Raw genomic sequence first — 20,938 nt, 5'->3', positions numbered from 1 at the left:
GCGCGTTAGCCGAGCACCCCGGCGACGACCTGGATGTGGCCGCCGCGCAGGCTTTGGAAACGCAAGTCGCGGCCATCACGCAACAGCATCGTCCAGGGCCTGGCGTCAAGGTCGGCGTGACCGAACTTGCAGACCGCTTCGACGATCGGGGTGAAGACACGAGCCGCACCGCTTGGTCGTTGCATGTCGACGACCGCGGCCTTCCCGCCGGGACGCACGGTGCCGCACACGCGCTCTGTCTTTCTGATCACGGCGCGTGCGCGCTCCCATGCGGCGGCTGGATCATCTACCACGCTGAGCGAATAGGTGGCCAGCACCGCATCGATCCGCTCGGCGGGGAGGTCATCGAGAGTAAAAGCTGTCGCGTCTGCCTGCACGAGCGAGACATTGTTCCAGCCGTTGTTGTCGATGCGCCGTTGCGCGACCGAGAGCATTTCTTGGCTACGGTCGAGCCCGATGACCTGACCGTACGGACCGACGGCCGCACGCAACAGCTCGAAGTTGAGGCCGGTTCCGCACCCCAGATCGAGCACCACATCGCCGAGTTCGAGGCCGAGCATGCTGATGCCTGCCACGCGTCCAGGCCGGTAAACCGGCTCACCAGAGACCACGTCATACATCCGTGCGCCGCTTGTATACGGCGTCCGCTTCTTCATCGGTATTCGGGATTAGCGTCGTACCCGAAGTGTTCGCCTTCGCTCCATGCTCCCTTGACGTTGCCGTAGGCGGGGATCCCTCCGGCGTCTTTCAGGCGGCGGGCAGTGTGCAGCAGATTCCACGTCATGAAAGTGGTGTTGCGGTTGGTGAAGTCGTTCTCCGGACCACCTGAGTCCTCATCGAGGTAGCTCGGTCCCGGTCCGATCGCACCGATCCAGCCAGAGTCTGCCGCTGGCGGCACCGTGTATCCGATGTGCTGCATGCTGTAGAGGATCGACATCGCGCAGTGCTTCACGCCATCTTCGTTGCCGGTGATGATCGCGCCTCCTGCTTTGCCGTAGAAGACGTACTGCCCCTTGTCGTTCATGAGGCCACTCATGGCGTACAGACGCTCGATGAGCTTGCGGGTGATCGACGAGTTGTCTCCCAGCCAGATGGGTCCGCCGATGACGAGAATGTCGGCGTCAGCAATCTTCGGCCAGATATCCTCAGGCCAGGCATCGTTCTCCCACCCGTGCTCGCGCATGTCGGGGTAGACGCCGGTCGCGACATCGTGGTCGATGAACCGGATGCTGTCGACCGTCACGCCCTGGGCACGCATCAGCGCGATGCTGTGATCCATGAGGCCCTGCGTGTTGCTGGTCTCTGGGCTGGGCTTGAGGGTGCAGTTGACGAACACAGCGCGCAGGTCGTCGTACTTTGCGGGGGGATTCGGCTGGCTGTTCATACCTTCACGCTACCCCTGCGCGTCTTAGCGCTCTGTGTGCTCGGTCACCGTTCTGCAAAGCAGCGGTGCCTAGAGTTGCCTCATGGAGAAGCAGTCGCAGGCGGCAGAGCCGTGGGATCTTGTCGTTGTCGGTGGCGGAAGCGCCGGGCTCGTCGCGAGCAAGGCAGCCGCAGGATTCGGGGCACGCGTGCTCCTCGTAGAAAGCGGTCGACTCGGTGGCGACTGCCTGTGGACCGGCTGTGTTCCCTCCAAGACTCTGATCTCTTCCGCCGCAGGCGGCCGCACAGGGCAGGAGGCCTTCGCACACGCGCACGCCTCGGTGCAGCGGGCGATCGGCACCATCGCGCCGACGGACTCGGCCGAGGCTCTGCAAGAAGCCGGTGTGGCGGTGATGAAGGGGCACGCCCGCTTCACCTCCCGGCGCACGATGGATGTTGACGGAGTCGAGGTCGCGTTTCAGCAGGCGGTCATCACCACTGGCACCTCACCCGTTGTCCCCGATCTCGAGGGGGCAGAGTCGGTGCACATCCACACCACGGAAGACTTCTGGGAGATCACAGAACTCCCCGCACGCATGGTGGTGCTCGGCGGGGGGACGGTCGGCAGTGAGCTGGGACACGCGATGGCGCGGCTGGGTTCTGCGGTGACGATTGTGCAGCGCAGTTCCCGCATTCTCCCGAAGGAAGAGCCCGAGGCTTCGGCCATCGTGCAGGCCGCGATGGTGCGAGACGGCGTCGACGTGCGCACTGGGCGCACAGCCGTCTACGTGCGTCAGGGCGAAGAATCTGCCGGTGTGCTGACGCTCGATGACGGAAGTGAAGTTCCGTTCGACGTGCTGCTGGCAGCGCTCGGGCGTTCCGCCGACACCGATGCTCTGGACTTGAGTCGTGCGGGGGTACGAACCGACGCTAAGGGCTTCGTCTTGGTGGATGCGGCTGCACAAACAACCAACCCACGCATCTGGGCAGCGGGCGACGTCACCGGTCCGCCGATGTTCACCCACACCGCAGGCATGGACGGCAGCGTCGCCGGCAGTAACGCGATTCTCGGACTACGCAGAAAGACGCAGCGCGCCGTGGTGCCGCGCGCCACTTTTACGTCGCCAGAGGTAGCGGCAGTGGGCTTGCAGGCGGCCGATGCCGATCCCGAAAAGCATCGTGTCGTCACCTGGCATCACGAGCACGCCGACAGGGCGATCGCAGAGAACGCGATGGACGGCTATTCCCGAATCGTCGTCGATAAAAGCGGACGCATCCTCGGCGGCACCATCGTCAGTCCTCGTGCCGGTGAGACGATCGGCGAAGTGTCGCTCGCGGTGAAGCAGAAGCTCAACACCGGCGACATCGCAGGCACCATCCACCCGTACCCCACCTACACCGATGCCTTTTGGAATGCGGCGGTCGTCGACGTCAAAAACCGCCTCAATGGCGGGGGGATCTCCTTCGCCGTGCAAACCCTCAGGGGAGCACGTCGGCAGATGCTGAGGATGAATGACTGGGTCAGCGGAGGATTCGGACGGCGCTGACAATGCGCTGCGCCGCGCTGATGAACACCAAGATCGCCCACCCGACCGCGATCTGCCAGGCGTGCGCGGGAATGAGCAACCAGATCGCGTGAACGGCGATGGTCTCCGTGCCCTCGGCGATGCGCCCAAGGAACGAGAGCGATCTGCCGTCTTCGATGCGGCGTCCCGTGCGCTCGGCGATCGAGGAGAAGGCCAAGAACGCCGTTCCGTTCAAGTAATACGCCAGCAACACCAGCAGGAACGGCCACCACGGCGCATCGAACGCGGCGGTCGCGCCGATAGCAACACCCATCACGCCTGCCCCGTAGACGATGAAGTCGGCCATGATGTCGAGGAATCCGCCGACCTCGCTGCTGGGCTCTGCTCCCGCTCTGCGGCGGCGAGCGAGCGCGCCGTCTAGGCCATCGAAAACGCGGGAGATCAGCCAGGCGATCAGTGCGGGGATCCACAGCTGCGTGGCCGCAAAGCCCGCGCTGGCGAGCCCGATCACGAGGCCAATCAGTGTCAGTCGGTTGGGGGAGATCCAGTGCACATCAACCGCTCTGGCGAGGCCGGTGATCGGCCCATCCACGACGCGGCGCATCTGCACATCGATCATTCCGGCGCTCCGACAGGCTCCGGGGTCTGCGTGCGTCGACGGAACCTGGCGGCGTAGACGCCACCCCCGACCGTCATCACGCCGAGAACGGCGACCGCCACGAAGAACGGCCAGTCCAGCTCGAAACCATAGGCGCCGACGGCGGTGTAAGCCGCTGATCCGGGGATGATTCCGATGGCGGTGCCGAGAAAGTAGTGACGAAACTTCACCGAGGTGAGCCCGACTGTGTAATTCAGGAGCGTGAACGGGATGACCGGCACCAGCCGCGCCACGATCACCGCCGAAAGCCCGTGGTCTCCCAGTGCTTTGTCGACCTTTGCCACTCGTGCTCCGGTGAGGCGTTCAATCGCCTCGCGGCCCAACCAGCGACTGATCGCAAACCCACCAAGCGCACCGGTCACAGCGCCGACGTACACCGCAGCGAAGCCGAGGGGGAAACCCCAGAGCAGTCCGGCAGCGATCGTCAGGACGCTTGTCGGGAGGGGCACCAAGGTCAGCACGGCGTAGAGCGCCGCGAAACCGACGATCGCCCACGGCCCGATGTCCATCGCGACCGCACGCACTTCGTCGACGTCAGGGAGGGGCACCGTCAAGGCCACCACCACGGCGAGAGCAAGAAAGACGACGAGAAGCGCGGCGCGCCGAACTTTTCGATCCCGGAAAACTCTCATGACTTGAGCGTAGCCACCGGAACCACCCCTCATCTGTGCGGGAGATCACCAACGGACTAGTGGCAATACGGTTACTTTTAGGTTCAGGAGGTCGATTCCCCCACGCAGGCCGTCTTCGGCTTCGCGTTCCCCTTCACGAAAGATTGCGCACTGTGCCGGTACACCACTCTGCTCTCGGCGTCCGCTCGCTCCGAGCTCTTGCGGGCGGTGCCGTGTTGCTCTTCGCTCTCACGGCATGCGCCGCGCCCTCGGCCCCTGCGGCGGCACTGCCCGCGTCTTGGCAAGAAGTCGTCGACGAGGCAGAGGGTCAAACCGTAAACCTGTGGATGTATGGCGGAGACGAACAGGGCAACGCCTACGTCGACGAGGTGCTGGCGCCAGCGGTCGCTGAGGCGGGGGTCACCCTGAGGCGGGTTCCGGTGGCCGACACAGGCGACGCACTGAACCGCGTGCTCACAGAGCTGCAGGCCGGTCGCTCCAACGACGGCTCGGTCGATCTGATCTGGGTGAACGGCGACAACTTTCGCACCGGAACACAGGCGGATGCCTGGCTCTGTGACTGGACAGAGCTGCTGCCGAACATGAAGGACGTCTCGGCGGAAGATCCGTTGCTCACTGAAGACTTCGGAACTCCTATCAACGGCTGTGAGGCGCCGTGGCACAAAGCACAGTTCAGCTTTGCCTACAACGCTGATGTGGTGACCGAGCCGCCGACCACCTTCACGGGGCTGCTCGAGTGGGCAGAGCAAAATCCGGGGCGGTTCACATACCCGGCGCCACCCGATTTCACCGGCTCCGCCTTCATCCGTCAGGCGCTCTACAACGCGTCGGGCGGGTATGAGAATGTCCCGTCAGAGTTCAGTAACGAGGCGTACGACGAACTGTCCCCCGCACTGTTCGAGACGCTGACAGACATCGCGCCGTCGCTGTGGCGTGGCGGAGACACCTACCCCGCCGATGCGGATCAGCTCAACCGGCTGTATGCCGAAGGCCAGGTGGACTTCACAATGACGTATGGCCCGGCGACTCTCACCAAGCTGGTCGCCGACGGCACCTATCCGCAGAACACCCAGGTTCTCTCGCTCGACGAGGGCACTCTCGGCAACGCGAGCTTCCTCGCGATTCCTGTCAACGCCGAAGACCGTGCGGGGGCGATGGTCGTGGCCAACATTGCCCTGTCGGTCGAGCAGCAGGTGGCGAAAGCCGATCCCGCCGTGTGGGGACAGTTCACTGTGCTCGACTACGACGCCCTGAATGAGAGCGACCGCGCACTGTTCGACGCGCTCCCTGCATCACCTGTCGTTCCTTCCTTTGACGTCCTGTCAGAAAACGCCAACCCAGAGCTCAGTGCACAGTGGGTGCCGCCGCTCGATGACCAGTGGCGCACCGCCATCGCCGGACGATGAGTCGCCGCCTGCCGCACCTTCTTGTTCTGCTGGCCGCAGCGCCCGCAGCAGTGGTGGTCATCGGCGGCACGGTGTCTGTGATCCTGCAAAGCCTCGGTCTGATGCCTGTGTTCGGTCCGCCGCGGGTGTCGGTCGACGCCTATACCGACATCGCTGCTGAGCTGCCATTAGCGACCGGGATCTCGTTGTGGATCGCGACGGCGTCCACCGCGCTCGCCGTCGTGTTCGGCGGAGCCATCGCGTTGCTGGTCGTCGGTGGCGGTCGACTCGGTCGCACGCTGAACGGCCTCGGCGCCGCCACCGTCACCGTGCCGCACCTGGTGGGGGCAGCGGCGTTCTGGCTGTTGCTGACCGAGACAGGTCTGCTGCCGCGCCTGTTCGGCATCCCGGATTCCGAGTGGCCAGCCCTGGTAGGTAGCAACTGGTGGATTGGCGTCATCCTCGAATACGCCTGGAAGGAATCGGCGTTCGTCGCGCTAATCGTTGCGGGAACCCTCTCTGTACGCATCGCCCGTTTTGATGAGACCGCCGCTGTGCTCGGTGCGGGACGGTGGCAGCGGATTCGGCTGGTGCTCTTGCCGCTGGCGTGGCCGTCGCTCATCATCACCGGCACCATCGTGTTCATCTACACGCTCGGCACCTATGAGGTCGCCTGGCTGCTCGGACGCTCCTACCCCGAACCCCTCGCCGTGATGGCTGTGCGCCTCTACACCGCGGTCGACCTGACTGCACGATCAGCGGCAGCCGCCACAGCGGTGGTCATCACCGCGGTCGGAGCCGTGGTGGCGGCGCTCGGGTTTCTGCTGCTGCGACGAACGGCGTGGCGATGAAGGCGCGCACCCTTTCGCAACGGCTCGGCCGTCTGGTGATCGCCGCGCTGATGATCGCCTGGCTGATCGTGCCTTTCCTGCCGATGGTGCTGTGGGCTTTCGCCGACCGCTGGCCGACGTCTGAGGCGTTTCCCACGCAGTGGGGCACAGCAGGGTTCATGACAGCGATGGCACAGGGCGGGGCGGCAGCTTTCAAGAAATCGCTGATCCTCGGTCTGATTGTGGCAGCGATCGCCACTCCTGCGGGTGCGGTGGTGGGCCGTGCTCTGGCGCTTGGGCGTGCACCCGCACCGCGTTCGCTGACGGTTCTCGTGTTTGCCCCGCTGCTACTGCCGGCGCTCACGCTCTCGCTGGGCATGAATGTTCTGCTGCTCCGTGCCCGTGTGCCGGAGCTGATCGGACTCGTCCTCGTGCTGGTGGCAATGGCGATGCCCTATACGACCTTCTCGATGCGCGCTGCCTATGCCGGATACGATGCGGGATACGATGCCGAAGCGCGCGTGCTCGGGGCCTCGCGCCGGCATACTCTCTGGCACGTGCACCTTCCCCTCATCGCGCCTGCTCTCGCGCGATCCGCGTTCCTCGCCTTTTTGGTGGGATGGAGTGATTACATCGTGACTCTGCTGATCGGTGGGGGACAGATCGTCACCCTGCCGCTGATTACCGCATCGGCCGCCGCAGGGGTCGGCAACGACAGCCTGGTCGCTGTGCTGTCGTTGATTGCGATCATCCCCCCAGTGCTCGTGCTTGCGTGGCTCGCACGACAGCCCTGGCGCACGAGGAGCGTGGCATGAGCGCGGCGGTCGAGGTTCTCGGTGTGACCAAGCAGCACCCAGGGCAACCGTCGCCGGCGGTGGACGACGTATCGCTGCGCCTGGAACACGGCACGCGCACGGCGCTTCTCGGACCGAGCGGATCAGGCAAAAGCACATTGCTGAGACTGATAGCCGGGCTCGACGAGCCATCGAGCGGACGGGTGCTCATCAACGGCGCTGACATGAGCGCAGTACCGCCAGAGCGTCGGGGGATCGGCATGCTTGCGCAGCGTCCGCTGCTGTTCCCGCACCTTTCTGTGCTCGACAATGTGGCCTTCTCCGCCCGCGCGGCAGGTGCGAAGCGCACGCGTGCGCGGGCAGATGCGCAGCCTTTCCTCGAGCTTGTGCAGATGGGCGATTTTGGTGCGCGCAACGCATCGACGCTCTCTGGCGGCCAACAGCAACGTGTCGCGATCGCCAGAAGCTTGGCTTCCCATCCGCAAGTGCTGCTGTTGGACGAACCCTTTGGTGCGCTGGATCCTGGCCTGCGCGACGACATGTATGCGCTGTTGGACCGTCTGCGCGAGCAACTTCCTCCGACAATCCTGCTCGTGACGCACGACCGAGATGAAGCCGCCGTTGTGGCGGAACGCATTGCGCTTCTCGAGGGCGGCATTGTGCTGCAAAACGACACAGTTGAAGGCATCTTTCATCGGCCATCGTCGCTGGCGGTCGCCCGACTCATGGGCGGACGAAATGCGGTGCAGGGCGTGGTCGAAAACGGGGTACACACCTCTGACCTTGGACGGTTGCCGGTGATTTCGGAGACCCCAGACGGGGTGGGTGTTCTTGTGGTGCGCCAAGAGGCGATCCAGGTGTTGGCAGAACCTGCACGCTCGACACCTGGGGTGTTGGCCGGTGTCGTCGCCGCCCTGGAGCACAGGGGTCCTCGATGCTCGGTGATCGTGCGCAACGGTGAGGCCGAGCTGGTCGCAGACCTCCCTCCAGGCCTCGATCTGCGCGTGGGCGATCCGGTATCGCTCATGATCACGGCGGGGTCGGCAACCGTGGTGCCCCGATGAGATGTGTAGTGGTTTCAGTGTCAAAGATTGGAGAACTGTCATGACTTCTCACGAGTTTGATTCGCACCGTGGCGAGCTCGGCATGCCGTCACCCTGGTCGCCTGTCGAGCGGGCGAAGGATCCAACGGATGCCGTGACACCGACAGATCCGTTCTCGTGCTTGAACGCGGTTGACCTGTTCGCCGACCTCTCGGCAGAAGAGATCGAAGCAATCGACGACATGGTGCCAGCCACACTGTTTCGGCGTGGACAGATTTTGCACAGTCAGGCTCAACCGCTGCACTCGCTGTTCATCTTGAAGACCGGGCGCGTGCGCATCTTTCGCGTTGCCGAAGACGGCAAGGCGCTCACACTGGCGATCCTCGAACCGGGGTCGGTGTTCGGGGAGATGATGCTCGTCGGCCAGCGAATGTACGACAGCTACGCCGAAGCAATCGACGATGCGCTGGTCTGTCAGCTGAGCATGGCCGATGTGGAACGGTTCTTGCTTGCAGACCCGAGGATCGCCGTGCGCGTCGCCCGCATCCTCGGAGACCGCGTCGCTGAGCTGGAAGATCGGCTCACTGACCTCGCTCTCCGGTCGCTGCCATCGCGGGTGGCTGCCACCCTGCTCAATCTCACCCGCCGCTCCCAGAGCGGATCCGGCCCGTTCGCGCGGGCGCCGCAGGTGCGGCTGACTCACGAGCAGCTTGCGGGAGTGATTGGCGCGACCAGAGAAGCCACCAGCCGGGTGCTCAGCGACTTCGCCGACCACGGTCATATTCGTCAGGGCCGAGGGCGCATCATCATCACCGACGCTTCGGCGCTGCGCCTCATCAGTCGCGACGCGCGCTGAGGCAGGCCGGGTACGTTTAGCTAAGTCAGAAGCGAATGCTAAAGATGGGCTGTGGGCCAGGCATCACCAAACCATCGTCTGGACCGAAACGGTGTACCCATGAACGCACGATCCCTCCGCCGAAGCCTGCCAATCGTGAGCATCACCATCGCCGTAGTCCTCGCTCTCACTGGCTGCACTGGTCCGCAACTCGCCTCACCGGTCGGTGAGTGGGTCGCTATCGAAGACGATTACGGCACGTTATCGATTCACTCTGACGGCACCTTCGCGATCACCGACGCGTCTTATAACCCCCTTGAACAACGAGACGCTGACGACGACTTCAACGCCACCGGCACCTGGCGCATATTTCCGGACGACACGGAACTATCTCTAGTCTTCGTTGAAGCTTCGCAAGGCGACTCGGACGTGAGTCCAGCTGGTTTTGACGTTCCCTTCCGCTCAGGCACCATCCGTTTCCATGATCCGGACGACGTGCTCGATATCGAGTTCCGACTCGCGGACGAAACCTCGAAGTAGGACTGCGGGGAGGAGATCACAAATCGCCTGGAACGGTGTACCCATGAACGTACGATCCCCCCGTCGCCGATACCTGGCAGTCGCGAGCATCGTCATCGCCGCAGTCCTCGCTCTCACTGGCTGCACTGGTCCGCAACTCGCCTCACCGGTCGGTGAGTGGGTCGCTATCGACGGCGACGAAGGCACCCTCTCCATCCGCCCCGACGGCACCTTCACCATGACCGATACATCGTTCAATCCGCTAGAAGGCAGAGACGCAGACAGCGAGTTCGACGCCACGGGCGCTTGGCTCACCGCGCGCGACGATACCGAGGTTGCCTTGGACTTTGAAGAAGCATCACCGGGGTCGCGGGACGTCGAACCTCGCATCTATTTCGTCCCTTTTCGCTCCGGTACCCTCCGTTTCCAAGATGCGGAGGGATTGTTCGATATCGAGTTCCGACTCGTGGACGAAGCCTCGGAGTAGGGCTGCGGGAAGGAGGTCACAAATCGCCAGCCATCGGACCTTGGTAGCGGGGAGTAACCGCTCTCGCACCCCGGATCGAGCTGTACACACATGAACGACGCCACAGCGCGCTCGGCGGCCACCTGATGGCCGGATACGTTTAGCTGTCTTTCTCGCGGAGGCGCTTGAGGTAGGTGTTGTATGCGTCAAGCTCTGTCGTGCCGTGGAGGTCGGCGTACCTGTCTGCGGCGGCGGCACGAGCGGTGTCTTCGCGGAACCATCGGTGCATGACGTAGACGAGAATCAGTAGCGTCGGCGCCTCGCCATACGACCAAGCCAACCCGCCGGCGAGCTGTTGATCGGCGAGTGGATCGATGCCGAGCGCCTCCGTCGGGGCGACGAAGTAGTCCACCAGCATCGTCGTGGCCATCATCAGAAAGACCCCGAAGAAGGCGTGTAGCGCTGCCTCAGCGAAAACGTCGAGCGCTCGCCCGCCGTGGCTGAGGCGTACCGGGAGCGGATCGGAACTCAACACCGGAATCGCGAACAGGATTCCCACGACCAGAAAGCCGATCTCCAGCGAGATGTGCCCGCCAGGTTCCGCCAGAATCTGGTCGGCGAGACCGGCAAGATAGAGCCCGTAAAACGCGATCAGGTAGAGCGGCAAGGCAATCCACGGGCTCAGGATCCACCCCGCTATGCGGCTGCGGAGCCCCCAGTGTGCCGCGCGCAACACCTGAGCGCCGGCCCCGTGGTGGTGCGTGGCGCGCAGCAGGAGGGTGCCAGGCGAACCCAACACAAGCAGGGGAGGGATCGCGATCATCAGCGTGAGCTGCTGGAACATGAACACCGACATCATGGCGTAGCCATACGCTTCAACGCCGAGCCCGGTGGTGGCAGCGAGTAAGACGCAGCCCAGCAGAAAGCTGACCGTGCGCCAGATTGGCCAGCGGCGGTGTTGGCGCCACAACCGGATCGCGCCAGCCAGATACATCACTCCCAAAACCGCTGCGACCAGCGGCAGTAGCGGGAACGGACCTGGCGCCAGCGCGAGAAAGTCAGAGAAGGTCGGCGCCTCGTCGGGCATCCACGTGTTCATTCGACGGGGGCCTCCCTCAACCTGTCTGTCTCGTTTGTGTCATCCGCTGCGCTGCCCGTTCGTCGTGCCGCACGCTGGTCGAGCATGATGCCGACGACCAGGATGACCCCGCCAATTCCCAGGGCGACGTCAGCGAGGTTTCCGATGAATAGGTGTCCGTAAGCGAGGAAGTCGGTGACCTGTCCGCGGCCAAATGCGGGCGGGGCAAACAGACGGTCGAGGACGTTGCCGAGTGCGCCGCCAAGGACGAACCCCCATCCGCACGCCCACCACGCCGTTCTTGCACGCATTGCGGCGAGGAACAGCGCAACAATCGCGCCGACTCCGACCACGGTGAGGAGCCAGGTTGCCTCGGATCCGAATGACAAAATCGCGCCGGGGTTGAAAGCCAGCTGCAGTCCGAGCGCCGCGCCCAGCAACGGAATCCGCTCTGTTTCGCTCAGGTTCGCGATGGCGGCGGCCTTGGTGGTCTGATCGATGATCAATACGACGCCGGCGACGATAAACGCGATCGCATAGCGAGGGAACCTGTCACGCTTCATCCGAAGCCTCCTCGGAGTGTGTGGTGGAACGGCGATCGCGCGAGCGTTTGGCCCGAGCGGAAAGGAAGACGCCGAGTGCGCCAGCGGCGAGCAGAAAGCCGATGGCCCCCACAAAAGCGAAGCCGAGAAGGCTGAGGTCTGTGCGCTCTACGTCTTCTTCACCGTTCTGCTGCTGGTGGTCGGTTTTCTCCGCCTCCGATGGGGTGGGGGAAGGAGTGGGGGTGGTGCTGGCGGTCGCAAGTGGCTGAGTCGAGATCGCTGGCTGGCTGGCCTGGCTGGTTGCCGACTGATCTTGCGCCGTCGCGGACTGTGCGCCGAGAAGCACGAGCAACAGAGTGAGCGCAGCCACGAGGGGCGAAGCGAGCGTGGTTCTTCTCCGGCGCGGATTCGCGTTCTCCACGGGGTGGTTCATTTCAGGGTCCTTCACGGGTAAGGCAAGCGTGTGATGTCGCTGAAGAGCGACAAGGCCGAACGGGCCTAGCGAACGGAGACGTGCGCTCGACTCAGGTGCGGGACACGCTCAACAGGGCGAGGGAAACCATCGACACTCGTGGGCGCGTGACGAGCGTTACCGGCGTCGGCACGGCGCGTTCGAGGCTGGAGGGCGCAGAAAGCAGATCGCGGGCACGAAGCGTGCGCCACAGCACGATCATTGCGGCGAGACCACACAAAACCCCGAGCACGCAGATGGCGGCCTCGACGAGTGCATTCGCACCGTTCGCCGAGGCAAGCGGTGTCTCCCGGTCGGAGTCAGCGAGTTCTGCAGAATCCGCAGAACTCGCCGTAGAACTCAGGGCAGAGAGGCCCGCAGTCTCGGTGGACGCGAGGTCGCTGTGCGCAGTGGCGGTGAGGGCGAAAAATACGAGCAGCGCCAGGGCAGTACTGGTAATGAGCCGTATTATCAATAACCGCGTATTTGGCTCCGCGGATCGTTGGATCCGAAGTGTGCGGAGCATCCTCGAAATTCTACCCTTGAGTCGTATCGTGGTGGAATCAGGAACCACGTAGGCTGAAACCGCGTTTCAAATGAGCAGGCCGCGCGACGTTCGAAGGGGAACATCAGATGCAGATCAGTGGGCAGGGTGCACTTGTCACCGGAGGGGCTTCTGGCCTCGGACTCGCCACCGCACGTCGACTTGTTGCCGGTGGTGCTCATGTCACGATCATTGATCTCGCCTCCTCTCGCGGGGCAGAAATTGCGGCAGAGCTGGGCGGGCTGTTCGTGGCCGCCGACGTCACCAGCGCCGAAGAAGTGCAGGCAGCTGTCGCCGCAGCGCAAGCCGCTGCGCCTTTGCGTGTGGTCGTGAACTGCGCAGGGATCGCGCCGCCAGCCAAGGTGCTCGACCGCGAAGGAAACCCCGCTGTGCTCGCCGACTTCGAGCGGGTGGTGCGGATCAATCTCGTCGGCACTTTCAACGTGATTTCGCAGGCAGCCGCGGTGATCTCGCAGAACGAACTCCACGACGACGAGCGCGGAGTCATCGTGAACACCGCAAGCGTCGCCGCGTTCGATGGTCAGATCGGTCAGCCGGCCTACTCCGCATCGAAAGGGGGCGTGCACGCGATGACGTTGCCTGTGGCGCGTGAGCTGGCGCGGCACAGCATCCGCGTGTGCACGATCGCCCCAGGAATTATGGAGACCCCGATGCTGATGGGGCTTCCGCAGGCTGCGCAAGATTCACTGGGCCAGCAGGTGCCGTTCCCCTCGCGTCTCGGTCGCCCAGAAGAATACGCAACCCTCGTGCAGCAGATCGTAGAAAACGCCTACCTCAACGGCGAAACCATTCGCCTGGACGGCGCCATCCGCATGGCCCCCCGCTAACCCCCCCATCTTTTTGCTCCCGTCGCACTTTCTGTCGCTCAAATCGGATTTGAGCGACAGAAAGTGCGACGGGAACGGACTACTGAAGGAGAATTCATGTCACTTGCAGGCAAGACCATCTTGATGTCGGGCGGGAGCCGTGGAATCGGCCTCGCGATCGCGCTTCGTGCAGCAGCAGACGGCGCCAACATTGCGATGCTCGCGAAGACCGACACCCCGCATCCGAAGCTCGAAGGCACCATCCACACGGCTGCCGAGCAGATCAGGGCAGCAGGCGGACAAGCCCTCCCGATCGTGGGCGATGTGCGAGAAGACGACGACATCACCGAAGCAGTGCTGAAAACGCAGGGTGAGTTCGGCGGCATCGACATCGTCATCAACAACGCCAGCGTCATTGACCTCTCCCGCTCGCTCGACCTCGGGCCGAAAAAGTACGACCTGATGCAAGACGTCAACGTGCGTGGCACCTTCATGCTGTCGCGTGCGGCAGTGCCGATTCTGAAAGATGCAGAAAACCCGCACATCCTCTCGCTCTCGCCGCCGCTCAACGCGACGCCGAAGTGGCTGGGTGCGCACACCGGATACACGCTTGCCAAGTTCGGCATGACGATGGCCACGCTCGGACTGGCTGCAGAATTCGCCCGCGATGGCATCGCCGCGAACACACTCTGGCCTCGCACCACCATCGCCACCGCCGCGGTAAAAAACCTGCTCGGCGGAGACAAGGTGATGGCGGCGAGTCGCACCCCCGAGATCTATGCGGATGCCGCATACGCCGTGCTCGTGAAGCCTGCCGCTTCGTACACGGGGCAGACCCTCATCGTCGAAGACGTGCTCGAAGCTGACGGCGTGACGGACTTCTCCAGCTACGCCGCGGTTCCAGGAACACCGGACAACGCGCTGTTCCCCGACATCTTCCTCGACTGACGCTTCGACAGGCTCAGCGACCGGGGGTGGGGACGCTTCGACAGGCTCAGCGACCGGGGGTGGGGACGCTTCGACAGGCTCAGCGACCGGGGGTGGCTCAGCGACCGGGGGTGGGGACGCTTCGACAGGCTCAGCGACCGGGGGTGGCTCAGCGACCGGGGGTGGCTCAGCGACCGGGCGGGGTAGGTCCCTGAGCTTGTCGAAGGGTCAGAACAGCAGATACACCGCGCCGACGATCGTCAGCACAATCACGATGCGGTCAAAGACACCCTGGTTCATGCGGCGCGTGACCTGCATCCCCAGTAGCGCGCCGATCACCACCAGTGGCGCGAGTGCCGCATCCATCAAGAGCAGTGGCGCTTCGAACAGCCCGAGGCTTGCAAGGAACGGCACTTTAACGACGTTGATGATGGCGAAGAACCACGCAGAAGTGCCGAGAAAAACCTGCACGGGGGTGCGGGTCGCCAGAAAATACATCGACATCACCGGCCCGCCCGCGTTGGCGACCATGGTGGTAAACCCGCCGAGTGTGCCGTAGGCCCCTGCAAGGACGATGCCTCCGGCAGCAGGCGCATCGTCTGCTGCCCCACGTTGCCGCCACCGGCGCCACAGCGTCACACTGATCATCAACAGCAGGATCACACCGATCGCGCGCCGGACCACGCCATCGCCAGCGAACGCAAGAAACGCGAACCCGACGGCCAACCCCGCGATGACCGCTGGCGCGAGTCGCAGCAGCGTCGGCCAGTGAGCGTGCCTGCGGTAGGCGATCAGCGCGAACACGTCGCCGACCATCAACAAAAGCAGGGTGGCGGCGGTCGATGTGCGTGCAGGCAGCACCGCAGCGAAAAGAGCGATCGCAAGGATGCTGCCTCCAGGAAGCGCGGTCTTCGAGATTCCAATCGCGACGGCGGCCACGGCCAGGGCCACCCAGGCCCAGGGGTCGAGGGCGATCACCGCCGCGGCCAGGCGATGACCGGGCGGATCATCCGCGTGTGGCGGCGAGCGCTGTGGCGAATCGGGCGGCGCGCTGTTCGATGTCGGCCCAGTCAGATGCCTTGATCGATGCGCCGTTTGCGAGGTCGCCGCCGGCGCCGACGGCGACTGCTCCTGCCGCGAACCAGGCAGCGAGGTTGTCGGGGCTCACGCCTCCGGTTGGCATGAGGGGAGCGTCGGGGAACGGTCCGCGCAGGGCACCGAGGTAAGACGGTCCGCCGAGGGAGGCGGGGAAGATTTTCACGACGTCGACGCCGAGTTCGAGCGCGCCCATCACTTCGGTGGGGGTCATCGCTCCGGTCATGACGACACGTCCGGTGTCGAGCATGGTGCGGGTGAGGTCGGGGAGCGTGCCGGGGCTCACCAAGAATTCGGCTCCTGCGTCGGCTGCCTGTGCTGCTTGCGCTGCCGTGGTCACAGTGCCAGCGCCGATGTAGGCGGCATCGCCGTGGCGTGCCACGAGTTCGCGGATCACTGCGGGGGCGTCTGGGGTTGAGAAGGTGACTTCGATGCCGGTTACGCCGCCGCGAATGATCGCTTCGGAGGCTTCAAGCGCCAGCTCAGGCGATGGTGCGCGGAGGACGGCGAGGATGCCGGTGCTGCGGGCGCGGTCGAGACGGTCTGGCATGGAGGCTCCTTCAGAGGGCGGGCTCGACCATTCTCTCGGGCGGAGCCTGTACCGACAAGTCCAGATGGACTCTTTTCGACAACGGATGGGATCGTGCCCCAGCCGCCTTTCACCGGGCACCGCGTACCCTGGAGGTATGACTGAGACTCCCCGCACGCGCGAGACGCGCCCACAGGCAGCGCCCGCGTCCCGTTCAGGGGCGATTCGGGAGACGCGCAAGCCGCAGGTGCGGCCTGCGACTGAGGGGTGGACGCAACAGAAGGATGCCGAGGGGCGGCCGCTGTTGCAGTTCGCGAGCCCTAAGCGCGGCAAGCCGCCGGTGCATCTCGCCGACCTCACCCCCGCTGAGCGCGTAGAGAAGGTGAAGGAGCTGGGTCTCCCCGGTTTCCGCGCGAAGCAGCTGTCAACGCACTACTTCCGCCACTACACCTCCGATCCTGCGGAGATGACGGACCTTCCTGCTGACACCCGCGAACAGCTCGCCGGTGGCCTGTTGCCTTCGTTGCTCACTGAGGTGCGGCAGCTGAAGACCGATCGCGGTGACACTGTCAAGTTCCTGTGGCGTTTGCATGATGGTGCGCTCGTTGAGTCCGTGCTGATGCGGTACCCGGGGCGGATCACGCTCTGCGTATCGAGCCAGGCCGGGTGTGGCATGAACTGCCCGTTCTGTGCGACGGGGCAGGCGGGCCTGACCCGCAATATGTCGACCGCTGAGATCATCGAGCAGATCGTCCGCGCGAATCGACTCATCGCTGAGGGCGGCCTTGGCGGCAAGAAGTCCGATGACCACAGCATGGATCGCGTCTCCAACATTGTCTTCATGGGCATGGGAGAGCCGCTCGCCAATTACAAGCGCGTGATGGATGCGGTGCGCTGCATGGTCGCCCCGCAGCCTGACGGCGTCGGCATGAGCGCTCGCGGCATTACGATTTCGACAGTGGGGCTGGTGCCGGCGATGAAGAAGCTCGCCGATGAAGGCATCCCCGTCACTTTTGCTCTCTCGCTGCACGCTCCAGACGATCACCTGCGCGACGAACTCATTCCGGTGAACTCTCGCTGGAAGGTCGACGAGGCATTGGATGCGGCGTATGACTATTACGCCAAGACCGGTCGTCGGGTGTCGATCGAGTACGCGCTGATCAAAGACATGAACGACCATGCCTGGCGTGCCGATCTCTTGGCCGACAAGCTCAATCAGCGCGGGCGCGGGTGGGTGCACGTGAACCCGATTCCGCTGAACCCGACGCCGGGGTCGATTTGGACAGCGTCGGAGATTCCTGTGCAGAACGAGTTCGTGCGTCGGTTGAACGACGCCGGCATCCCCACCACGCTCCGCGACACCAGAGGCAAAGAGATCGATGGGGCGTGCGGTCAGCTCGTCGCCACCACGGAAGATGAGGCCGCCTCGGCAGCGATGTCCTGAGGCTTCGCTTTCGCGCGGTTTCTGTCGGCGGCTCCGAGTTGCTCTGCGGTGTCGAGCCAGCGGGCGATCTTCGCATCGCCTGCGGTCTTGACTCCGAGCATGCGTGTGGTGCGTACTGATCCGACGCCGCAGAACTTGAGGGTGTTGCGCACGATCTGCTTCTGCACAGGGAAGCCGCCCAGCGGTGCAAACAGCCCTGGTGTGTCGGAGAGCAGAATCAGGCGTCCTTGGGTGGCGGGCAAGAGACCCTCGGGGAACCCTCGGGGGGTGTAGCGGTACTCCTGCTGGGGGAGTAGTGCGCGATCGAAGAATCCCTTGAGTACGGCGGGAACCGATCCCCACCAGAGCGGTGTGGCGACCACAATCGCATCTGCCTCATGGAGTGCCCTCTTTGCGGCGATCAGATCTGGCTCGAGGGTCGTGCGCTTCCGGTAGCCAAAGTGCAGGTGCGGATCGAAGTCGAGATCGCGCAGGGCGAGCACTTTGGCATCGCCGTGCCCTGCGGCGTAGCGCTGCACGATGGCGGCGGTGAGGGATTGCGAATCGGGGTGGCCGTCGATGACGAGGGTAGACATAAAGTGTTCCAATCTGGACAGTGTCAACTAGGTGGACACTGTCAAGATAGGTAAGAATGTTGCTCATGTCAAGTTCGAAAGATGGCTACCACCACGGCAGTCTTGCCAGCGCGCTGGAAGACGCCGCGATGCAGTTGCTTGAGCGCATGCCTGCCACAGAGATCAGCCTTCGCGAGGTTGCACGAGCAGCCAATGTGAGCCACAACGCCCCGTATCACCACTTCTCGGATCGACGGGGACTTCTCAAGGCCATCGCCGAGCGCAGCATGGCCGAGCTGCTGGAACAAGTGCGTTCAGCCGGTGCGGACGCCTCAACCCCACGCGCCGTGCTGGAGGCGAAAGGTTCGGCGTACATCCGGTTCGCTGTCGAACGATCACATGCATTCGACGTGATTCATATCCCGACGGTGTGCGTGCCTGGCGCGCCGACAGCGACGATGGCGCCGCTGATCGATGGGCTCGAGGCAGTGCTCGCCGAGAGTGCGGGCGCCGCCGGTCTTGATCGTCCAGGCGACGACATCGCGTTGTGGGGACTACTTCACGGCCTCGGTACGCTCTCTGCTGCCAAACACTTCACCCTCGACGTCGCACTCACCGCGTACATCGCAGCGATCGATCGGGCACTCGCAGGCGTCTGATTGTGCGGCTGTAGCGCGAAACCTGTGAAGCGTTCAAAGAACTCTTCCACTCGATCCACAGGAGGGGTTTCGTAGATTATCCGGATGCCTTATTCTGCCCATCGACCGGGTCGCTACGACTCGCAGGGTCGAATCATCTTGGATGACGACTCGAACGACTCCACGGATGATCTCGACTTTTTGCGTGAGTACGAGCCGACAGGTTCCGACGAAGCCTCGCCTGAGAGAGATGTCTCCGCGACGGCCGATGCGGCTCCGGCCACGGTCGACGAGCAGGCCGCGCCGGTGAACCCGCCCCGTCAGCCGCGGGAGCGCAAGCCGCGGGAGCGCAGGGCGCGTGCGCAGCGCACCCCTGGTTCGCGTTGGCGTCAGCTCGCGATCCTCGGTGGTGCAGAGGGCGAAGTGCTCGACCGCGTGCCCGGCGAGACGCCTCGGTTCGTGCAGATGTTCTTCGTGCTGGCCGGAACGGCGCTACTGTCGGCGATCTCGATGCTCTTCGCGCTCACGACCGGTGTGCAGGCAGTGATCTGGGTGGCGGTGCCGCTGGCGATCGTATGGTCGCTCATCATCTTCAACCTCGATCGCTTTCTTACCTCGACGATGAGCTCGACCACGAACATCTGGCGCCTCATCGGCCTCGCAATTCCGCGAGTGATCATGGCCGCGATCATTGGGTTCGTCGTCGCGGAGCCGTTGGTCTTGCAGATCTTCAACAACGACATCGCTCGCGAAGTCGCCTCGACCAACATCTCGCAGTCGCAGTCCGACCAGGAGGCGCTGGAAACCGGGCCAGAGAAGCTTGCGCTCGATGCGGCATCCACCCGCCTTGCCGAACTAGAGAACCAGGCGGCGACCGGAATTGTCGCCGGAACCGATTCTTCATCCGCAACCGAGTCGGCGGCGCAGGCTACGGTCGACGACGTCACCGCGAAGTTGACGGAACAGCAGGCCGTTATCGATCAGGCACGCATTCTCTACCAGTGCGAGTTGACGGGCGAAGGAGCTGGCACGGTGCCAGGATGCACAGGCGTCAATGGCGAAGGCGCGAGTTCTGATGCCGCCGAAGCGCAGCTCAACGAAGCCCAGCAGACCTATGACGCACTCGCCGCTCAGCTACGCGATGCCAACGAAGAATTGGCCGCAGCGGGCACGACGGCGAAAGAGAACACCTCCGCATCAGAAACGCAGAACCGTGAGCAGGCAGAATCGCAGCTCCCCGCAGCCAGAGAGTCGTACGACCAGGCGCTCGCCGCGTACAACGATCGGGCGGATTCTGTGGCATCGGGTAACGCAGGGGCGGTGGGGCTTCTGAGCCAGATCAGCGCGCTTGAGCGGCTGAGCGAGAAGGAGCCGGCGATCCTGTGGGCCCGCATCCTGATTGCCGCACTGTTCTTCATGATCGAGTTGTTGCCTGTGCTGGTCAAGGTGCTCACGAGCTATGGCGCGCCCAGCCTGTACGAGAAGGCGGCAGCGATTCGAAAGCAGGTCGCGCTCGACAAGGTGACCGCCGAGGGCTTCCGCGACCGCGCCGACATCGTCACCACCCCCTCCCCACCTTCCTCCCAACCCGCCTAACCCCCCCCGGTTCCCCATCCCCCACCCCCACCCCCATTCTCATCCTCATCCCCAGACTCGCTCGCGTCGCGCCTCTTTACATCCGCTCCCGTCGCACTTTCTGTCGCCCAAATCCGATCTGAGCGACAGATAGTGCGACGGGAGCAGGGTTGGGGTGGGGTGGGGGGTCGCATGGCAGCGGTGCAAATCCTCGTCCTCAATCCACTCGCTGCGGCGCCCGGTCTCACGCTGAGCCAGATCCGCTCCCAAATGTCAAGTGCCCAGGAGAGCCTCCATCCGACGTTCGTGCTCAGCTTCCTGGGGTCGGAGTGGTATTAGCCACAGGGATCGCTTTGCTCTCAATAGTGCGGCGCGTGCACCCCGTGGTTCCTGCTGGAGCGCTCTTATCCCTGTTGATGTTCGGGGCGCCAGGTTATTTCGTCGCCTCATTCGGTGCGGGAATGGCGCTCGCCGACACCTTCGGAATCAGCGGTGGCGACTACTCGCCGTGGGCGTGGCCGCTCTACGCCGTGAGTGCGCTCGCCGGGCTCGTACTCATCATCGGCGTCGTAGTCGGTGCTATTCGGCGCCGCCCAACAGCCGCGACTCGGTAGGCCTACCCTCCCGTGGGCGCGGGTTTGGGGGAAGACAAAAGAGAGGGGCAACAGAAGGGGAGGGCGGGCC

Annotated in this window: 26 protein-coding genes; 15 read left to right on the top strand and 11 right to left on the bottom strand. The window is 64.0% G+C overall.

Annotated elements, in window-relative coordinates; genetic code table 11:
* Positions 1 to 5 precede the first annotated feature (5 nt).
* Both AB0O87_RS01640 and AB0O87_RS01635 read right to left on the bottom strand, forming a co-directional pair.
* Positions 6 to 656, bottom strand: a complete 651-nt coding sequence (locus tag AB0O87_RS01640; RefSeq protein ID WP_363511102.1) for a methyltransferase domain-containing protein — start codon at positions 654 to 656, stop codon at positions 6 to 8.
* A complete protein-coding gene (locus tag AB0O87_RS01635; protein ID WP_363511100.1) occupies positions 653 to 1,384 on the bottom strand; it encodes a flavodoxin family protein in 732 nt (243 codons plus the stop codon). Before AB0O87_RS01635 ends, AB0O87_RS01640 begins: the two co-directional genes overlap by 4 nt.
* A gap of 82 nt (positions 1,385 to 1,466) precedes the next feature.
* On the opposite strand from AB0O87_RS01635, the gene AB0O87_RS01630 reads away from it, so the two are divergent.
* Positions 1,467 to 2,909 (top strand): FAD-dependent oxidoreductase, encoded by a 1,443-nt coding sequence (locus tag AB0O87_RS01630; RefSeq protein ID WP_363511098.1) that lies wholly within the window; start codon positions 1,467 to 1,469, stop codon positions 2,907 to 2,909.
* Here AB0O87_RS01630 and AB0O87_RS01625 read toward each other — a convergent pair.
* Together AB0O87_RS01625 and AB0O87_RS01620 are read right to left on the bottom strand one after the other, a co-directional pair.
* Positions 2,884 to 3,507, bottom strand: coding sequence for a CDP-alcohol phosphatidyltransferase family protein (locus tag AB0O87_RS01625; protein WP_363511096.1), 624 nt, complete (start codon positions 3,505 to 3,507; stop codon positions 2,884 to 2,886). The genes AB0O87_RS01630 and AB0O87_RS01625 overlap by 26 nt on opposite strands.
* Positions 3,504 to 4,178: a TVP38/TMEM64 family protein gene (locus AB0O87_RS01620; protein WP_363511094.1), complete on the bottom strand. Its 675-nt coding sequence runs from the start codon at positions 4,176 to 4,178 to the stop codon at positions 3,504 to 3,506. Before AB0O87_RS01620 ends, AB0O87_RS01625 begins: the two co-directional genes overlap by 4 nt.
* A gap of 152 nt (positions 4,179 to 4,330) precedes the next feature.
* Between AB0O87_RS01620 and AB0O87_RS01615 the strand changes: the two genes are divergently transcribed.
* The 7 genes from AB0O87_RS01615 to AB0O87_RS01585 all read left to right on the top strand — a co-directional run bounded on the left by AB0O87_RS01615 (position 4,331) and on the right by AB0O87_RS01585 (position 10,071).
* A complete protein-coding gene (locus AB0O87_RS01615; RefSeq protein WP_363511093.1) occupies positions 4,331 to 5,584 on the top strand; it encodes an ABC transporter substrate-binding protein in 1,254 nt (417 codons plus the stop codon).
* Positions 5,581 to 6,414 carry an ABC transporter permease subunit gene (locus AB0O87_RS01610; protein ID WP_363511091.1) on the top strand — a complete coding sequence of 278 codons (834 nt, stop codon included), beginning with the start codon at positions 5,581 to 5,583 and terminating at the stop codon, positions 6,412 to 6,414. The genes AB0O87_RS01615 and AB0O87_RS01610 overlap by 4 nt, the downstream gene beginning before the upstream one ends.
* Complete coding sequence (locus AB0O87_RS01605; RefSeq protein WP_363511089.1) at positions 6,411 to 7,208, top strand: ABC transporter permease subunit; 798 nt, start codon at positions 6,411 to 6,413, stop codon at positions 7,206 to 7,208. Before AB0O87_RS01610 ends, AB0O87_RS01605 begins: the two co-directional genes overlap by 4 nt.
* Positions 7,205 to 8,251: an ABC transporter ATP-binding protein gene (locus AB0O87_RS01600; protein ID WP_363511087.1), complete on the top strand. Its 1,047-nt coding sequence runs from the start codon at positions 7,205 to 7,207 to the stop codon at positions 8,249 to 8,251. The genes AB0O87_RS01605 and AB0O87_RS01600 overlap by 4 nt, the downstream gene beginning before the upstream one ends.
* 40 nt (positions 8,252 to 8,291) lie before the next feature.
* A complete protein-coding gene (locus tag AB0O87_RS01595) occupies positions 8,292 to 9,086 on the top strand; it encodes a Crp/Fnr family transcriptional regulator (RefSeq protein WP_363511085.1) in 795 nt (264 codons plus the stop codon).
* Between the two features lie 99 nt (positions 9,087 to 9,185).
* Positions 9,186 to 9,605, top strand: coding sequence for a hypothetical protein (locus AB0O87_RS01590; RefSeq protein WP_363511084.1), 420 nt, complete (start codon positions 9,186 to 9,188; stop codon positions 9,603 to 9,605).
* Between the two features lie 43 nt (positions 9,606 to 9,648).
* A complete protein-coding gene (locus AB0O87_RS01585) occupies positions 9,649 to 10,071 on the top strand; it encodes a hypothetical protein (RefSeq protein WP_363511082.1) in 423 nt (140 codons plus the stop codon).
* 139 nt (positions 10,072 to 10,210) lie between these two features.
* Here AB0O87_RS01585 and AB0O87_RS01580 read toward each other — a convergent pair whose 3' ends face one another.
* The 4 genes from AB0O87_RS01580 to AB0O87_RS01565 form a co-directional block, all read right to left on the bottom strand.
* Positions 10,211 to 11,137 carry a cytochrome c oxidase assembly protein gene (locus tag AB0O87_RS01580; protein ID WP_363511080.1) on the bottom strand — a complete coding sequence of 309 codons (927 nt, stop codon included), beginning with the start codon at positions 11,135 to 11,137 and terminating at the stop codon, positions 10,211 to 10,213.
* 8 nt (positions 11,138 to 11,145) lie between these two features.
* Positions 11,146 to 11,691, bottom strand: coding sequence for a signal peptidase II (locus AB0O87_RS01575; RefSeq protein ID WP_363511078.1), 546 nt, complete (start codon positions 11,689 to 11,691; stop codon positions 11,146 to 11,148).
* Entirely contained in the window at positions 11,681 to 12,103 is a 423-nt protein-coding gene (locus tag AB0O87_RS01570; protein WP_363511076.1) for a hypothetical protein, read from the bottom strand. The genes AB0O87_RS01575 and AB0O87_RS01570 overlap by 11 nt, the downstream gene beginning before the upstream one ends.
* Positions 12,104 to 12,194: 91 nt before the next feature.
* Complete coding sequence (locus tag AB0O87_RS01565) at positions 12,195 to 12,647, bottom strand: hypothetical protein (protein ID WP_363511074.1); 453 nt, start codon at positions 12,645 to 12,647, stop codon at positions 12,195 to 12,197.
* A 107-nt stretch (positions 12,648 to 12,754) separates the two neighbouring features.
* Here AB0O87_RS01565 and AB0O87_RS01560 point away from each other — a divergent pair, with 107 nt between their 5' ends.
* A complete protein-coding gene (locus AB0O87_RS01560) occupies positions 12,755 to 13,513 on the top strand; it encodes an SDR family NAD(P)-dependent oxidoreductase (RefSeq protein ID WP_363511072.1) in 759 nt (252 codons plus the stop codon).
* A 96-nt stretch (positions 13,514 to 13,609) separates the two neighbouring features.
* A complete protein-coding gene (locus AB0O87_RS01555; protein WP_363511070.1) occupies positions 13,610 to 14,440 on the top strand; it encodes an NAD(P)-dependent oxidoreductase in 831 nt (276 codons plus the stop codon).
* A gap of 207 nt (positions 14,441 to 14,647) precedes the next feature.
* Here AB0O87_RS01555 and AB0O87_RS01550 read toward each other — a convergent pair whose 3' ends face one another.
* Together AB0O87_RS01550 and AB0O87_RS01545 are read right to left on the bottom strand one after the other, a co-directional pair.
* Positions 14,648 to 15,397, bottom strand: a complete 750-nt coding sequence (locus tag AB0O87_RS01550; protein ID WP_363511068.1) for a sulfite exporter TauE/SafE family protein — start codon at positions 15,395 to 15,397, stop codon at positions 14,648 to 14,650.
* 28 nt (positions 15,398 to 15,425) lie between these two features.
* A complete protein-coding gene (locus AB0O87_RS01545) occupies positions 15,426 to 16,064 on the bottom strand; it encodes a bifunctional 4-hydroxy-2-oxoglutarate aldolase/2-dehydro-3-deoxy-phosphogluconate aldolase (RefSeq protein WP_363511066.1) in 639 nt (212 codons plus the stop codon).
* A gap of 136 nt (positions 16,065 to 16,200) precedes the next feature.
* On the opposite strand from AB0O87_RS01545, the gene rlmN reads away from it, so the two are divergent.
* Positions 16,201 to 17,487: a 23S rRNA (adenine(2503)-C(2))-methyltransferase RlmN gene (gene rlmN, locus AB0O87_RS01540; protein ID WP_363511064.1), complete on the top strand. Its 1,287-nt coding sequence runs from the start codon at positions 16,201 to 16,203 to the stop codon at positions 17,485 to 17,487.
* On the opposite strand, the gene AB0O87_RS01535 is transcribed toward rlmN, so the two are convergent.
* Positions 17,436 to 18,062, bottom strand: a complete 627-nt coding sequence (locus AB0O87_RS01535; protein WP_363511062.1) for an NAD(P)H-dependent oxidoreductase — start codon at positions 18,060 to 18,062, stop codon at positions 17,436 to 17,438. The two genes, rlmN and AB0O87_RS01535, sit on opposite strands and share 52 nt — an antisense overlap.
* Positions 18,063 to 18,127: 65 nt before the next feature.
* Between AB0O87_RS01535 and AB0O87_RS01530 the strand changes: the two genes are divergently transcribed.
* The 4 genes from AB0O87_RS01530 to AB0O87_RS01515 all read left to right on the top strand — a co-directional run bounded on the left by AB0O87_RS01530 (position 18,128) and on the right by AB0O87_RS01515 (position 20,868).
* On the top strand, positions 18,128 to 18,700 hold the full coding sequence (locus AB0O87_RS01530; protein ID WP_363511061.1) for a TetR/AcrR family transcriptional regulator: 573 nt from the start codon (positions 18,128 to 18,130) through the stop codon (positions 18,698 to 18,700).
* An 84-nt stretch (positions 18,701 to 18,784) separates the two neighbouring features.
* Positions 18,785 to 20,275 carry a DUF4407 domain-containing protein gene (locus tag AB0O87_RS01525; RefSeq protein WP_363511059.1) on the top strand — a complete coding sequence of 497 codons (1,491 nt, stop codon included), beginning with the start codon at positions 18,785 to 18,787 and terminating at the stop codon, positions 20,273 to 20,275.
* Positions 20,276 to 20,446: 171 nt separating this feature from the next.
* Complete coding sequence (locus AB0O87_RS01520; RefSeq protein ID WP_363511057.1) at positions 20,447 to 20,593, top strand: hypothetical protein; 147 nt, start codon at positions 20,447 to 20,449, stop codon at positions 20,591 to 20,593.
* Between the two features lie 122 nt (positions 20,594 to 20,715).
* Positions 20,716 to 20,868: a hypothetical protein gene (locus AB0O87_RS01515; RefSeq protein WP_363511055.1), complete on the top strand. Its 153-nt coding sequence runs from the start codon at positions 20,716 to 20,718 to the stop codon at positions 20,866 to 20,868.
* Positions 20,869 to 20,938: the final 70 nt, after the last annotated feature.

Source organism: Microbacterium sp. NPDC076768, from assembly GCF_040687205.1.
Classification (GTDB): domain Bacteria; phylum Actinomycetota; class Actinomycetes; order Actinomycetales; family Microbacteriaceae; genus Microbacterium.
Note: the sequence above shows the minus strand (reverse complement) of the source record. Positions and strands in the feature narration are given on the sequence as shown.